A 13,628-nucleotide genomic window follows, 5' to 3' on the forward strand; every position below is an offset into this window, starting at 1 on the left:
CGGGCGGCCCGGCACGCCGAGCCGACGGCTCGCGGTCGGTGAAAGGGGGAATGCACGCGTGTGACGTGCGAGTGAAACGATGCGACGGAAATACAAAAAGGTGGGGCTACCAGAGCGAAAGTGAAACCGCACGACAGCGGCGCCGTCATCCGCCCGTCAGACGGTATCTCGGGGGGTCAGTCGCACCCGCACGTCGCGGGCGTCGAGGACGGAGCGCACTCGGTTGGGGAACGGGCCGGATCCGGGCCACGTCGCGTCCGCGTCGAGGCGTTCGGGGTCGCCGACGTACACCGCGGCGGCGTCGGGGTAGTCGGCCGGCGCGTCGAGCGGGACGGTCTCGCGGACGTACAGTCCGCCCCCGACGTCCTCGTAGGCGTCGAGCGCGTCGACGGCCTCCGTCCGGAGGAGTCGGCCCCCCGTCTCGCCGCCCGGCGCGAGCGTCGGGTACCGCCCCTCCACGAGCTGGAGGCCGTCGAGCGTCGCGGAGCCGACGAAGACGAACGAGTCGACGACCTCGGCGACCCGCTCCGGTTCGGTCAGCGTCCCGTACACGAAGACGTCCATGGGTGCCGTGGGTCGCTCGCGGCTTTCAACGTTCGGACGGCTCCCCGCGGCGTCTCTCTCGCCGCGCTGCGGCCGGCCTCCCGACGAATCCACAACCGTTTTACTCGCTTCCGCGGTCGGATTCGTAATGTCTACGCTGCGCGGCCACCGCGCCGTCTCCCTGATCGGAGCCGGCCTCCTCGTCGCCGCCGCGGTCCACCACGGCGCCGAGATCGGCGCCATCGGGAGCTCCGCCGGGCCGCTGCTGGCGTTCGCGCTCGACGGCGGGATCGCGGTCGCGGTCCTCGTCGCCGGCCGCCGGATCGCTCGCCGGGACCTCTCGCCCGGCGAGGAGCAGCGCGTCGCGCGGTGGACCGCCACCGGAACCGTCCTCGCCGTCGCCGCCTTCGCCGCGACGCTCGCCGTGCGCGCCTTCGAGGGCCGTCCGCTCGTCGAGCCGGCCTTCCCGATGCTCGTCGCCGCCGGCGTCGGGAGCCTCGGCGGCGCGATCGCGGGGTACTACGCGGTCCGGCAGTCGGCGGAGGCGCGCCGGGCGCGGGACGCGGTCCGGGCCGTCTCCTTCGTCAACCACCTCCTGCGGCACGACCTCCGAAACGACCTCTCGACGATCCGCGGCTACGCCGACCTGCTCGACGACCCCGACGGCTCCGGTCACGCCGAGACCGTTGCGGCGAAGGCGAGCGAGGGGCTCGAACGCATCGAGGCGACGAGCGCGGTCGCGGACGCGATCCTCGGCGACGCGGACTCCAGCCGCGTCGATCTCGCGGACACGACCCGAGACGTGCTGGCGGGGGTCGCCGACGGGGAATCGGCGGCGATCGAGACCGACCTCCCGGACGCGGCCCCCGTCGCCGCCAACGACGGCGTGCGGTCGATCGTCCATAACCTCGTCGAGAACGCGGTCGAACACGGCGGTCCGGGCGTCACCGTCCGCGTCGCCGTCCGCGCCGACGGCGACGAGGCGGCGCGCCTCGGGGGCGACGACGGGGTCGCGCTGGTCGTCGAGGACGACGGTCCGGGGCTTCCCCCGGAGGTACGGGACGGGTCGTTCCTGACCGACGAGGCGGTCGGCGGGGCGAGCGACGGCGGCGTCAGCGGCCTGCGGCTGGTCGCGACGCTCGCGGAGGCGTACGACGGGTCCCTCGACACCGGCGAGTCGTCGCTCGGGGGAGCGCGGTTCACGGTGACGCTCCCGCACGCACCGGCCGACTCGGCCGGCTCCGATACGTAGAAACCGCGGGCGCTCGTCGGGACCGACGCATGGACCTCCCGCGGCTGCGGCGCGTCTGGAAGCGCGTGTTCTCGCTCGCGTGGCCCGTGATGGCCGAGCAGACGTTCCGCACCGCGATGCGGACGACCGACATCCTGGTCACCGCGCTGTTCTCCCCGGCCGCCGTCGTCGCGATCGGCCTCGCCGACCTGTACGCCCGGTTCCCGCTGCGGATCGGGCTCGGCCTCGGCGGCGGCGCCATCGCGCTCTCCTCGCAGGACACCGGCGCGGGCGCCGCTGAGAACCGCGACGAGGCGGTGACGCAGGCGATCGTACTCGGCGCGCTCGCCGGGATTCCGTTCGTCCTCTTCGGGGTCCTCTTCGGCGAGCTCGCGATCGACGTGTTCGGCCGTCTGGTCGGCGAGGGGACCTCGCCCGCGGTCGTCGACCTCGGGTCGACGTACCTCGCGATCGTGTTCGCGACCGCCCCCGCGCGCCACGTCGCCCTCGTCGGCGCCCGCGCGCTCCAGGGAACCGGCGACACCCGCACGCCGATGTACGTCAACATCGCCGCCAACTCCGTCAACATCGCCGGTTCCGTCGTCCTCGGTCTCGGCCTGTTCGGCTTCCCGCGGCTGGAGGTGTTCGGCGTCGGTCTCGCGACCGCGACCGCGAACGTACTCACCGCCGGGCTGCTCTGTTTCGCCATCTGGGGGTCGTGGACCGACGCCGACTTCGCGTGGCCGCGCGACCTCACCATCGCGAAGCAGCTCCTCGTGGTGAGCGCCCCGCGCGTGCTGGAGGGGTTCGGCTCGGAGATCGCCGAGTTCCCGTTCAACGCGCTCCTCCTCGGCTTCGGCGAGTCGGTCAACGCCGGCTTCCAGATCGGTCGCCGGGTCTACCAGCAGGTGACCGGCCCGCTCTCGCGCGGCTACAACGTCGCGGCGTCGGTCCTCGTCGGCCAGGCGCTCGGCGAGGGCGACCCGGCGGGCGCGCGGTTCGACGGCTGGGCCGTCGCCGGGCTCGGCGTGCTCACGGTCGGGACGATCGGGCTCGGGCTCGTGATCGGCGCGCCGCGGATCGTGCCGATCTTCACCGACGACGCGGCGACGGTCGCGTCCGCGGTCGACTTCGCGCGGGTGTACGGGCTCGCCGGCGCGGCCCTCGCCTGCTTCTCCGCGCTCTCCGGGTCGCTCCAGGGCGCGAGCGAGACCCGGATCCCGCTCGTCGCGCGCGTCTCGGCGATGTTCGGGCTCTTCCTCGGGCTCTCGTGGCTGCTCGGACGCACCGTCGGGCTCGGCCCCACGGGCGCGTACGTCGGCGTGTCCGCGGCCTACGCGTGGATGGCGCTCGTCGTCGTCGCCGGCTTCCGCTACTCGGGTTGGGCGACCCGCGCCGCGGACATGATGGACGCGCGCGGGTCCGGCCCGGACGCCGACCCCGACCCGCAATCGGGCGCCGAATCGGACCCCGCGCCGGGCGAAAAATCGTCGTAGCCGCCGCGGTCGCCTCCAAACCCGCTCTTACGGCTCGCCGCCGAGCGACTCCTGCTCCGACCCCGCGTCGCCCCTGAGCCGGCGGCGGCGCTTGTCGTAGGCGGCCTCCAGTTTCGCGTTCGTCGCCCGCGAGACGAGGTAACAGTCGGCGTCGCCGTCGTCGCGGGGGTGCGCGCTCGCGACCCAGACGTGGCCGTCGCCGGCCGACAGGTCGTCCGCCCAGCGCTCGGCGGCCGCGCGGCTCTCGAAGGTGTGGCTGGGACCGTCCTCGAAGACGAGCCGTCCCACCTTCGCGTTCCGCTTGCGGGCCGAGGGTTTGATCGCGACGACGACGCTCACACCCGACGATCGACCGCCCTCGAATAAAAACCTCGTCAGACGCCGGCGCGCTCAGTCGTCGGCGACGGCGCTCGGGTCGGCGTCCGCCGCGTCCGCCTCCGCCGCGAGCAGCCGGTCGAGCCCGTCGACCATCCCGACGACGCTCGCGCGGGTGATGTCCGCGTCCGACGCCGAGACGCTCACGGAGCGGTCGCCCCGCGAGAGGTCGACCTCGACCGTGACGACCGCGTCGGTGCCGCCCGTGATCGCGTCGACGTGGTAGGAGTCGAGCTCGAAGGCGACGTCCGCCTCGGCGCCCGCGTCCCCGCCGCGCCCGCCGTCGTCGCCCGCGAGCGCCGCGCGGACCGCTTCGAGGCCGGCGTCGACGGGACCCGCGCCGGTGCCGGAGGCGACGCGCTCGTCCTCGCCGACCCGGAGCCGCACCGAGGCGGTCGGGAGGTTCCCGCCGGAGGTCGCCGAGAGGTCGACGAGCTCCACGTGGCGCTCGCGTTCGCGCCCGCGCACGTCGTCGGCGATCGCGAGCAGGTCGGCGTCGGTGACCCGCTTGCCGCGCTCGCCGAGCTCCTTGACGCGGGCGACGACCTCGCGCAGCTCGCCGTCGTCGACCGCCACGTCGTGCTCGGCGAGCGCCGCCTTCACCCCCGCGCGCCCGGCGTGCTTCCCGAGGACGAGCCGGCGCTCCCGGCCGACGATCTCGGGCGGGTACGGCTCGTACATCGTCCCGTCCTTCAACGTGCCGTCCGTGTGGATCCCCGACTCGTGGGCGAAGGCGTTCGCGCCGCAGACGGCCTTGTTCGGGGGGAGCGCGACGCCGGTCGCCTCTGAAACGGCCCGGCAGAGCCGATAGAGCCGAGATAGCTCGACCGTGTCGACGTCGTACGACTCCCCGAGCGCGATGGCGACCTCCTCGAGCGCGACGTTGCCGGCGCGCTCGCCGACCCCGAGGACGGTGCCGTGGACGGTGTCGGCGCCGGCCTTCAGCCCCGCGTGGACGTTCGTCAGTCCGAACCCGAGGTCGTCGTGGGTGTGGAGGCTCGTCGGGCCGAGGTCGGCGAGCCGCGAGACGACGCGGGCGGTCCGTTCGGGGTCGGCCGCGCCGACCGTGTCGCAGTAGCAGATCCGGTCCGCGCCGGCGTCGAGCCCGGCGCCGAGCAGGCGTTCGAGGTAGTCGAGGTCGGCGCGCGAGCCGTCCTCGCCGAGGACCTCGACCCACAGACCGTGATCCGTCGCGTACTCGACGAGTTCGACGGTCGTCTCGACGACCTCGTCGCGGGTCGACCCCACCTTCGTCTCGACGTGCTTGTCGGAGGCGGGGACGACGAGGTTCACCCCGTCGACGCCGCAGTCGAGCGCGTGGTCCACGTCGGCCCGCACCCCGCGGGCGAAGCTCGTCACGGTCGCGTCGACTCCCTCGTCGGCGACGCGGCTGATCGCCTCGCGCTCGCCCGCCGAGGTACACGCCGAGCCGGCCTCGATCAGGTGGACGCCCGCGGCGTCGAGCTCGCGGGCCACGTCGACCTTCTCGCCGGGGGTCATCGAGACGCCCGGCATCTGTTCGCCGTCGCGCAGGGTGGTGTCGAGTAGCTGTACCTCGTCGAGGTCGGTGAGTGGTGTTCGGGTCAAAAGGGAGTCCGTCGGCTCTGCGGTGGTCTCGGGGTCGGTGCCGCCGCGGGGCGGTCGTGCCCCGGAGTCGTTATCGTCGGAGAATTTCGCGGCCAGCCGCCGCGAGGCGACTTCCTCTATCCTCCGAACGATCGCGAGTGTCTCGCGTCATTCGTACCCGTGCGAACAATGTACACACATATAAACTGCCGGGTCGCGTCAGGTTTGGCCGAGCGATCCTCGCCGCGACCCGGGGTATCGCCGAGGGATCCTCGGCGCGGGTCGGCGAGAGCGTCACACGCCGGCGGTTTCACACGCGGCCGGCGACAGGATTACGACCCGCCCCCGAGAGCGACGCCCATGGAGCGAGCCGCGATCGACGACGTCGACGTCGTCACGAACCCGATGGGCGTTCACGACATCCGAAAGCCGGTCTCGCGCGCGCTCGGCGCCGACCACGTCGCGATGAACTACTTCGAGCTCGCGCCCGGCGACGCCTTTTCCGGCGGCCTCCACACTCACGGCGACCAGGAGGAGATATTCTACGTGCGCTCGGGCACCGCCACGTTCGAGGTCGGGCGCGAGCGCGAGCGCGTCGAGGTCGGCCCCGACGAGGCGATCCGCTTCGCGCCCGGCGAGTTCCAGTCGGGCTTCGTCCCCGAGGACGCCGACGAGGAGGTGATCGCGTGGGCGATCGGCGCGCCGGGCGCGCGCCACGACTGGGACCGGATCGAGTCGATCGTCGAGTGCCGTGACTGCGGCGAAGAACGGGTCCACGACACCGAACTCACCGACGAGGGCCGGTTCCGGTTCACCTGTACCGAGTGCGGCACGTCGTTTTCGCCGTGAGGATCGTTTGCGGCGCTCGGTGACCACCGCCCGCGCCGCCTCAGCCCAGCAGCGACCGGAGCGACCGCCGCCGCGTGCCGCACTCGGCGGCGTAGTCGCAGGTCGAACAGCGGCCGTCGTCGACGCGCGGCGGGGGCCCGTCGATCGACCGCGCCGCGCGGAGCGCCTCGCGGTACGCCGCCTTCTTCCGGAGCGTGAGCCGGACCTCACGGACGACCCCGACGGCCGGGTACTCGACCAGCGCGCGCGGTAGCTCGCGCTCTCGCTCCCACGCCAGCGCCTTCGCGATCCCGACCGCACGGACCGCCTGCGGCTCCCACACGCCGTTCTCCGGCGGCTCGCCCGACGAGACCAGCGTCGGAATCGGCGGGGGAGACTGTTCCGTCTCGTCCGGGTCCTCCGCCCCTCCGCTCGGTTCCAGCACCTTGTGAACGGTGCCGTGGCAGTCCTTGCCCGAGAGGAACCCGCGCTCGCTCGCGGGGTCGACGAGGGAGCCGTACTCCTCGCGCTCTCGGAGCCGGTCCAGATTCCGGCGGTAGGCCGCGGGCGATCGGTGAAGCGGAAGCTGCCGGAGCGCCCGATCGGGCGCGTCGACGAGTTCGTCGTACCGGAACGCCAGTCCGATGCGCTCGCGCGCCTTCGGGGGGACGCTCCGCTCGTCGTCGCGCCGAACGTAGTAGAGTTGGCGGGGACAGTACGCCGCGCGGGCCAAGTCGCTGAACGGGACGAGGGTCACGCGAGCCGCTGGCCGCGGCTTCGTTTATAAATGAACGACGGCGCGTGCCTCCGAGCGCCCACCGGGCGCGAGGAGCACGCGCGAGGGAGTCGCTGGCCCCGGAGCGAAGCGGAGGGTGCCAGCGACGAGGCTGGGGAGGTGTGAGGCTGCGGTGCTGTGCGGGGCGGGACTCAAAGGGGCAGCCGCGAGGACTCGCGCGGCTGGGGCTTTGGAGGTGTTCGTTACGGATCCGTCAGCATCCATTTACAAACGAGCGGCTGGGGCTTTGGAGGTGTTCGTTACGGATCCGTCAGCATCCATTTACAAACGAGCGGCTGGGGCTTTGGAGGTGTTCGCCGCCGCTCAGTCGTCGACTATTTATAAGGACACGTCCGTCTCGATGTCTTCGGTCGCCTCGCGGAGGCCGTCCTCGCGGGCGTCGCTCGCGAGCGATCCCTCGATATCGGCGTCGGTAAGGAGGTCGCGGAACGCGTCGCGGAAGCGGTCGTTCGCCCGCGTGGAGGCGATGTCGGTGCGCGCGACGGCGGCGTACCGGGCGACCGTGTCCGGCGCGGCGTCCAGTTCCTCGGCGCACTCGACGATCGAGTTCCCGGCGGCGGTGAGCCGCTTCAGGTCGGCGTACGCGAACGGCGGGTCGGCGCCGTCGTCGGTCCCGACCTTACGGTCCGACTCGCGGACGAGGTGGAGGTCGAGACGCGCCTTCCGGACGGTCTCGGCGTCGATATCGTCCGGATCGACCTCGGCGTCGCCGTCCTCGCGATCGCCGGGTTCGTCGCGGATCGCCGCCGCGACCGCCGCGTCGCTCTCGTCTGCGAACCGGCCGCGGGCGACCAGCGCGTAGGCGGCGTCGTCGAGCGGCGTCGAGAAGCCGTACCGCTCCCGCATCGCGGCGACGAGGTCGCGGACCCCCTCGCTGGCGTCGTCGCGATTGACGAGGGTCCCCCGCTCCGCCTCCTGGCGTTCGGTGACCGTCTCCGAGCCGGTGGCGTCGACGAACAGGTCGCGGAGTTCGGCGGTCTTCTCGTCCATGGGAGCGGTCCTACGCGGGCACGGCTGAAAAGCCTCGTGTCGGCGCGGCGTCCACACCGGTATCGCTCCGGCCTCACACCAACCCACCCACGGTGAACACCACGTAACAGCACGCCACCAGCGCGCCCGAGTGGAGCAGCGCGGCGTACCGCCCTCGCGCGGCGGTCCCGGCGAACCACCCGGACGCCAGCACGGTCGCCTGCGTGACGACGTACAGTCGGAACCGCTCCAACTCGGGGTATACCCCCTCCGGCTCCGTCACGGCCTCGGACGCGGCCGCGAACTCCGCGAGCCGCGCGGCGTCGACGACCTGCGTGTTGACGACCGCGACGACGCCGGCGACGAGGACCGCCGCGGCCCAGCCGACGGCGATGTACGGCTGCATCGACGAGCGGAGCGCGCGCTGCTCGCTGTACAGCCGCCCGACCTCGATGCGGAGCGTCTCGAAGACGGCGTCGGCGTCGCTGCCGGCGTTCAACGCCCCCGTGACGAGCCCGAGCGTCTGCGCGGCGAGCGGCGTGTCGACGCGGTCGACGAACCGCTCGATGGCGGCCCCGCGGAGGTCGACCGCGGTCGGCTCCTCCGGTGAGCCGGCTCCGGGCTCCGAACGGGCCGAGTCGGCGGGCGCGGTCGTCGACCGCAGCGCGAACGCCAGGTCGGCCACGTCGTCGTCGAGGACGCCGAGGTCGGCGTCGCGCGCGACCGCCGCCACCGCGGCCTCGAGGGGGCGCCCCTGCGCGACGTGGCCCGAGACGGCGTGGACGAAGTCGGCGAGTTCGCGGTCCTTCGCGTCGTCGATCCGCGTGCGGCGCGCCGCGACGAGCCCGACGGGCACCGCGAAGGCGGCGTAGCCGACGAGGGCGACGTTGACCAGCGTGTAGCCCGCGACCGCGAGCCAGAGCGCGAGGGCGACCGCCGGCCCCGCGGCGACGACGGCCGTGCTCGCGGGGTTGCGCCCGGCGGTCGCGAGGACCGCCCGCGGGCTCGCCGGCGCCTCGTAGCTCGCCCGCTGGCTCGGTGGGCGGAGCGTGCCCACCGCGACCGCCGCCGCGAGGCCGAACGCGACGAGGAACGCGACCGCGCCGTAGAGGACGACCGCCCGGGTCGGGACCACGCCGACCGGCGTCGAGACCGGCGGGAGCAGCTCGGGGATCACGACCGACAGCGCGGTCGCGCCGATGACGAGAAGCGCCGGCAACACCAACACGGCGACGAACAGCTCCGTGAGCAGTTCGAGGAACCGCCGGGCTCGCTTCCGGGCGCGGTCCTGCCGGTGCGAGAGCATCCGGCGCTCGGTCGCGAGGAACTCGGAGAGCGCCTCGTCGCCGGTGGCAGCGTGTTTCCGGAACTTGAGGAGGAACGGCGCGAGCAGCTCCCGCGACGGGGTGTCCCGCGCCACGCGCCGGAGCCCCTCGTCGAGGCTCCCCGCGAGCCGGGCGGCGTTGAGCGCCTTCCGGAACGAGGTCGCGGTGCCGCCGTACGCGTCGCCGTCGGCCGCCTTCCGGAGCATGGCCCGCGGCTCGTCGCTCCCCGAGGAGAGCAGTTCGAGGTAGCGCACCGCCCCCGGGAGGGTGCGCTCGATGTCCGTCCGCCGCGTCGCGACCACCCACCGCAGGTGGAGTCCGGCCACCGCGACCGTCGCGCGCTTGGCGAGGAGCGCGACACCGGTAGCGACGAGCAGCGCGGCCCGGTCCGTGCGGAGCGGGCCGACCGAGTCCGGCGTCGGGGCCGGCGTCGCCGTCGACCCTGCTGCGAGCAACGCCGCGCCGAACCGCGCCTCGACCGCGGCCGCGACCGCGGGCGCCGCGCCCGCCGCGACGACCAGCGCGGGCAGGAAAGCGGCGGCCGCGACGATCCACGAGAGCCCGTACGCCCCCGAGAGGTACGTCTCGAACCCGGTGTCGAGCGCGGTGCCGCGGTACCGCTTCCGGTCGGCGTCGTGCCGCCGGTCGCTCGCGTGGCGCGCGAACAGCGCGTAGCAGACCCGGCCGACGACCGCGAACCGCCCGCCCGCCGCGACGGGGTCGTCCGCGCCCGTCTCGCCTGTCGCGTCTACACTCGCCGCGTCCGCTCGGTCCGCGTGCGCCGCGTCCGACTGGCCCGCGGACGTCCCGACCGCGCTCGCGCTGTTCGCCTCGGAGCCGACCGTTTCGGTCGCGCGACGCCGGCTCACGGCCGCCTCCGTGCCGCTGACTCGTCTCGGCTCTCGCCCCCGTCGTCGCGGTCCATCATCCGCGCGGCGCGCTCGACGGTCGCGGCCTCGTCGGTACGCAGGTCGGCGAGGAACTCGAACAGTTCGTCCGGGTCGTCGACGCCGTCTCGCACGAGGAACTCCACGTACCGACGCTTCGACGCGAACTCGGCGGCGACTGCCTCGCGGTCACGGTCGGTCCGGCTTGCGATCCGGTCGAAGGCGCGGAACAGCGGGTCGCTGTCCCGACCGCCGCCCGGAGCTTCGCCCGCCGCGGTCGCGCTCGACGCCGCCCCGTCCGCGTCGCCGCCCGGCGCGCCGGGGAACCGGAACGTCCCGTCGCCGTCGCGCCACGCGACCGTGTTGTACCGGACGGACTCCCCGCCCGCCTCGACGACGCCCGCACCGCCGCGCTTCGGGTCGCCGGTCGGGCTCCGCGTCGCCTCCGGGCCGAGGCCGTCGTACGCGGCCTCGGAGAGCGGCTCGATCGCCCGCGAGACGTACCGCTCGCCGTCGACCCGCCGCGGGAAGACGACGAGGTCGACCTCCCGCAGCAGGCGCGCGGGCAGGTCGCGCTCGCGCAGGCGGTTCGCCAGCGCCTCGACGTCCTCCGCGTGCGTCGTCCCGATCACGCCGTGGCTGGTGTAAAGCGAATATCTATTAGTGAGTGGGCCGCCACTCTCTCACAAAGTATGACAGGCGACGACACACAGCCGGCCATGACCTACCCGGCGACGGACCAATATGAGGATTGGAAAACCGACGCCGCGGACATGGATATGTCTGTGTCTGAATGGATACAGGCGATGGTTGAAGCCGGTCGAAAGAAGTTTGACGGGAGTGTAGAACCGGATGAAACGGTCCGTGAACTACGGGAGCAACGCAACGATTTGAAAACCGAACTGGAACACGCACGCGACCGGATTGACAAGCTCGAAAACCAACTACACCGTGGCGAGCGCGAGACGATCCGCCGGTTCGTGGAGGAAAACCCCGGCGCGACGCGTGGAGAGATCGGGCAACGGCTCGCGGACACGGTGCCCGAACGGCTGACGCCTCATCTTGACGCGCTCGAAGGTGTGGAACTCAAAAAGGAGGGTGAAGAATACTACCCGGCCGGTGATGGGCCGTGAGTCGCACAGAACCGCCGTACGACCGGCTCGGCGTGTTCAAAGAACTCTCCGACGTTCCGGACGGTCGACGGCTCTACCACCTTGCTCCGGCCTATGAGGGCCGCGATACATGGGCCGACTACCGCGCGACCGTTGAGCTATCGGACCGGATGGGCGAGGAATGGGACCGTTTCGCTCGGCGGTGGAAAGAACACATGGACGGCCGTGGTCGGCACCATGCTCTTGCTCGCCCCGACGACGTGGAAGCTTGGTCCGCGGAATTGGCTGAGCGGTTCAGTATCGACCGAGCCTACCAACACTGGAACGTGATTGAAGGATTCTACGACTGGCTACTGTGGCATACCGAACACCAGCATACGTACAACCCGTTCCACATGGCCGTGGTTGGCGCGGAGAATAGCACCCGACAGATATGGAACCGAAAAATGGAGAAAAAAGATGAGTGACAACGACGCCCGACAGGAATTGGCCGACGCGTTCGGCCGTGAATTAGACCCGCTTGAACAGTACGCGACCACCTTCGAGGAAACCGGGATCGACCCCTTCGAGGTGTACGTTGAGGAACGACTGTCGACCAAGGACATATCGGATTCGGCGGTCGGCGAATACCACCGGACGTTTCGGGAGTGGAAAAAGCACATGAGCACCGTTGATCGGCACCCGGCGTGCCCGAATGAGGGCCATATCAAGGGCTTCATAGACTATTTGCGCGGAGAGCGTGGGAACGCGGACGGAACGGTCAAGAACCGGCTCATGTACCTGAACTCGGCGTATGAATATTGGCAAGACGACGCTGCCTTTCCCCACCCGACGGACTACAACCCGATTAAATTGGCCAAGGATACGGTCAATCTGAACGGCGACGGGCCGAAGGAACCCCCGCGCGTGACGCTTGAGGAATTACAGGATGTGGTTTCCGGGATCACTCATCTCCGTGACTTGGCGATCGTAACGCTACAGCTCAAGCTCGGGCTTCGAGCGACCGAAGTGTGTAATATCAAACTCTCGGAGATTCATATCCAGAACAGCGACGTGCTGGACCATTACGACGACATGGGATCGGCCCGTGGCCTACAGGGTCGCACGAACGCGTTGTATATCCCGCACGATCGCGAGGGTAACAAGTCGCGCCGGCCGCGCCTACTCCCGCTTGATGACGAACTCCGGGCGGTGTTAGTCCGCTACCTACTCATCCGTCCAGATAACGGAGAGCCGTGGCTATTCCTCTCAAAGAATACTCGGAACCAACTTCGCAAGAAGGCCATCAATAAGGACGTGTGGAAAGCCAACTTCCACCCCGAGTACGCCGAAACCGAAGACAATCGGGCGATTACGTCACACTTCGGGCGGCACTACTTCACGACTTACTGGCGTGTGAAGGAGGATCTAAACCAAGAGTTGGTGAAGTATATGCGTGGAGACACGGTTGGGGGGTCGCAGCTAAGCGACCAAGGGGCGATCCGGCACTACCTCCACACGTACTATGAGGATATCGAGGAAGCCTACCGGGAACGAATATTCAAACTGAACTTGTAGCTATTCGTTCCCCAGATCCTCAAGAAACTCCTCGGTGTGAGTCGTGTTTTCCAGTTCGATGCTCACATCCACGTTTGCCGTATAGCCTTTCTCTTTGATATACTGAGAAACGCCGAACTCTATTGCTTCGGCAAAGTGATCGAAGGCTGGTTGCTGTTCTCCGATCTCATCAAGCCCTTTGTGAATCGGCTTTTCACCGTAGTTCAACCCTCTGAGGAAAAATGCTATTGCCATTGGAACCGATCCGGCCGTAGTCGGGCTACTCGGTGTCTCGTCTTTGGCTTCATCGACTGCCGAAACTGGCTGGGCGGTGTTTGTTCCGAAAACTTTGCGCACTTCCTCTTGCTCAAGTTCACTGAACAGGGTCGTGAAATCTGCTAATCCCTGTTCAATGCGGTTTCTAATTCTCCGTTTAACCTGTCGCTCTACTGACGGTCGGTAATCCTTCTCACCTTTTAGATACTGCCGTTGTGCGTTCGTGAGGATCGCCGCTGGCTTGTCATCGGACATCGTGAATAAGTTGTTACGCGGCAATACACTTGTTACTACCGTTCGTACAGACTTGTATGAGTCAGGCACCGACGAAAGTAATCAACAATGGCCGAGTGACGATCCCGTCGGACATCCGGCGTGAACTCGGCCTTGAGGAAGGTGATTACGTCATGATCGACGTGACGCCGCTGGAGGAACCGTAACGATGAGTGACGGGAAGGCACCCGCGTGGGGGCGCGGGCACGGTGAAAGTAGGCTTGACGACGGGTGGCCGTCATGAGTGAGTACGCGCTCCGCGCTAATTACGCTTGCCCCGGTTGTGAGGGCGGTGTTCAGATAAGGATTGAAAGGTGAGGCGGTGCGTTTTCAAAGTGTTCTATGCCCAAAAACGACCGCCTCAACGGCTGTTTAGACGATATCAACTTAGAGTTTGTGGAGCGAGAAGCAACAC

14 protein-coding genes and 2 pseudogenes are annotated in these 13,628 nt (G+C 69.7%); 8 read left to right on the top strand and 8 right to left on the bottom strand.

All coding sequences use genetic code 11. The features are described from left to right. Positions 1 to 156 precede the first annotated feature (156 nt). On the bottom strand, positions 157 to 564 hold the full coding sequence (locus B9G49_RS06095; RefSeq protein WP_086215772.1) for a gamma-glutamylcyclotransferase family protein: 408 nt from the start codon (positions 562 to 564) through the stop codon (positions 157 to 159). Between the two features lie 127 nt (positions 565 to 691). On the opposite strand from B9G49_RS06095, the gene B9G49_RS06100 reads away from it, so the two are divergent. Then, the gene (locus tag B9G49_RS06100) at positions 692 to 1,795 is read left to right on the top strand and encodes an ATP-binding protein (protein ID WP_158093600.1); all 1,104 of its coding nucleotides are present in this window, start codon (positions 692 to 694) and stop codon (positions 1,793 to 1,795) included. A gap of 29 nt (positions 1,796 to 1,824) precedes the next feature. After that, entirely contained in the window at positions 1,825 to 3,270 is a 1,446-nt protein-coding gene (locus tag B9G49_RS06105; RefSeq protein WP_086215774.1) for an MATE family efflux transporter, read from the top strand. Between the two features lie 27 nt (positions 3,271 to 3,297). Here B9G49_RS06105 and B9G49_RS06110 read toward each other — a convergent pair whose 3' ends face one another. Further along, positions 3,298 to 3,609 carry a hypothetical protein gene (locus tag B9G49_RS06110; RefSeq protein WP_049931849.1) on the bottom strand — a complete coding sequence of 104 codons (312 nt, stop codon included), beginning with the start codon at positions 3,607 to 3,609 and terminating at the stop codon, positions 3,298 to 3,300. Between the two features lie 51 nt (positions 3,610 to 3,660). Further along, positions 3,661 to 5,232, bottom strand: a complete 1,572-nt coding sequence (locus B9G49_RS06115; RefSeq protein ID WP_198943819.1) for an alpha-isopropylmalate synthase regulatory domain-containing protein — start codon at positions 5,230 to 5,232, stop codon at positions 3,661 to 3,663. Between the two features lie 339 nt (positions 5,233 to 5,571). On the opposite strand from B9G49_RS06115, the gene B9G49_RS06120 reads away from it, so the two are divergent. Beyond that, positions 5,572 to 6,060 (top strand): cupin domain-containing protein, encoded by a 489-nt coding sequence (locus tag B9G49_RS06120; RefSeq protein WP_049931851.1) that lies wholly within the window; start codon positions 5,572 to 5,574, stop codon positions 6,058 to 6,060. Between the two features lie 40 nt (positions 6,061 to 6,100). Here B9G49_RS06120 and B9G49_RS06125 read toward each other — a convergent pair whose 3' ends face one another. The 4 genes and pseudogenes from B9G49_RS06125 to B9G49_RS06145 form a co-directional block, all read right to left on the bottom strand. Next, positions 6,101 to 6,796 carry a hypothetical protein gene (locus B9G49_RS06125; RefSeq protein WP_049931853.1) on the bottom strand — a complete coding sequence of 232 codons (696 nt, stop codon included), beginning with the start codon at positions 6,794 to 6,796 and terminating at the stop codon, positions 6,101 to 6,103. A gap of 357 nt (positions 6,797 to 7,153) precedes the next feature. Then, positions 7,154 to 7,825 carry a hypothetical protein gene (locus B9G49_RS06135; protein WP_086215776.1) on the bottom strand — a complete coding sequence of 224 codons (672 nt, stop codon included), beginning with the start codon at positions 7,823 to 7,825 and terminating at the stop codon, positions 7,154 to 7,156. A 73-nt stretch (positions 7,826 to 7,898) separates the two neighbouring features. Continuing rightward, positions 7,899 to 9,998 (bottom strand): type II secretion system F family protein, encoded by a 2,100-nt coding sequence (locus tag B9G49_RS06140; protein WP_086215777.1) that lies wholly within the window; start codon positions 9,996 to 9,998, stop codon positions 7,899 to 7,901. After that, positions 9,995 to 10,669 (bottom strand): annotated as a pseudogene (locus tag B9G49_RS06145) (secretion system protein); the annotation flags it as partial. The pseudogene B9G49_RS06145 and the gene B9G49_RS06140, both read right to left, overlap by 4 nt. A gap of 39 nt (positions 10,670 to 10,708) precedes the next feature. Here B9G49_RS06145 and B9G49_RS06150 point away from each other — a divergent pair. The 3 genes from B9G49_RS06150 to B9G49_RS06160 are packed head-to-tail and all read left to right on the top strand — an operon-like array spanning position 10,709 to position 12,685. Then, on the top strand, positions 10,709 to 11,149 hold the full coding sequence (locus tag B9G49_RS06150) for a hypothetical protein (RefSeq protein ID WP_198943820.1): 441 nt from the start codon (positions 10,709 to 10,711) through the stop codon (positions 11,147 to 11,149). Further along, on the top strand, positions 11,146 to 11,595 hold the full coding sequence (locus B9G49_RS06155; protein WP_086215778.1) for a hypothetical protein: 450 nt from the start codon (positions 11,146 to 11,148) through the stop codon (positions 11,593 to 11,595). The genes B9G49_RS06150 and B9G49_RS06155 overlap by 4 nt, the downstream gene beginning before the upstream one ends. Further along, on the top strand, positions 11,588 to 12,685 hold the full coding sequence (locus tag B9G49_RS06160) for a site-specific integrase (RefSeq protein WP_086215779.1): 1,098 nt from the start codon (positions 11,588 to 11,590) through the stop codon (positions 12,683 to 12,685). The genes B9G49_RS06155 and B9G49_RS06160 overlap by 8 nt, the downstream gene beginning before the upstream one ends. On the opposite strand, the gene B9G49_RS16165 is transcribed toward B9G49_RS06160, so the two are convergent. Beyond that, the gene (locus tag B9G49_RS16165; RefSeq protein WP_143414684.1) at positions 12,686 to 13,195 is read right to left on the bottom strand and encodes a hypothetical protein; all 510 of its coding nucleotides are present in this window, start codon (positions 13,193 to 13,195) and stop codon (positions 12,686 to 12,688) included. Positions 13,196 to 13,251: 56 nt separating this feature from the next. Between B9G49_RS16165 and B9G49_RS06165 the strand changes: the two genes are divergently transcribed. Together B9G49_RS06165 and B9G49_RS16170 are read left to right on the top strand one after the other, a co-directional pair. Then, positions 13,252 to 13,380, top strand: a complete 129-nt coding sequence (locus B9G49_RS06165; protein WP_086215780.1) for an AbrB/MazE/SpoVT family DNA-binding domain-containing protein — start codon at positions 13,252 to 13,254, stop codon at positions 13,378 to 13,380. 175 nt (positions 13,381 to 13,555) lie between these two features. Next, positions 13,556 to 13,628: pseudogene (locus B9G49_RS16170) on the top strand (IS6 family transposase); the annotation flags it as partial.

The sequence above is a fragment of the Halorubrum sp. SD683 genome (assembly GCF_002135045.1).
GTDB lineage: Archaea > Halobacteriota > Halobacteria > Halobacteriales > Haloferacaceae > Halorubrum > Halorubrum ezzemoulense.

Coding starts and splice junctions, on each gene's coding strand:
- B9G49_RS06095 (WP_086215772.1), bottom strand. CDS start 564: ATGGACGTCTTCGTGTACGGGACGCTGACCGAACCGGAGCGGGTCGCC.
- B9G49_RS06100 (WP_158093600.1), top strand. CDS start 692: ATGTCTACGCTGCGCGGCCACCGCGCCGTCTCCCTGATCGGAGCCGGC.
- B9G49_RS06105 (WP_086215774.1), top strand. CDS start 1,825: ATGGACCTCCCGCGGCTGCGGCGCGTCTGGAAGCGCGTGTTCTCGCTC.
- B9G49_RS06120 (WP_049931851.1), top strand. CDS start 5,572: ATGGAGCGAGCCGCGATCGACGACGTCGACGTCGTCACGAACCCGATG.
- B9G49_RS06135 (WP_086215776.1), bottom strand. CDS start 7,825: ATGGACGAGAAGACCGCCGAACTCCGCGACCTGTTCGTCGACGCCACC.
- B9G49_RS06150 (WP_198943820.1), top strand. CDS start 10,709: ATGACAGGCGACGACACACAGCCGGCCATGACCTACCCGGCGACGGAC.
- B9G49_RS06160 (WP_086215779.1), top strand. CDS start 11,588: ATGAGTGACAACGACGCCCGACAGGAATTGGCCGACGCGTTCGGCCGT.
- B9G49_RS16165 (WP_143414684.1), bottom strand. CDS start 13,195: ATGTCCGATGACAAGCCAGCGGCGATCCTCACGAACGCACAACGGCAG.
- B9G49_RS06165 (WP_086215780.1), top strand. CDS start 13,252: ATGAGTCAGGCACCGACGAAAGTAATCAACAATGGCCGAGTGACGATC.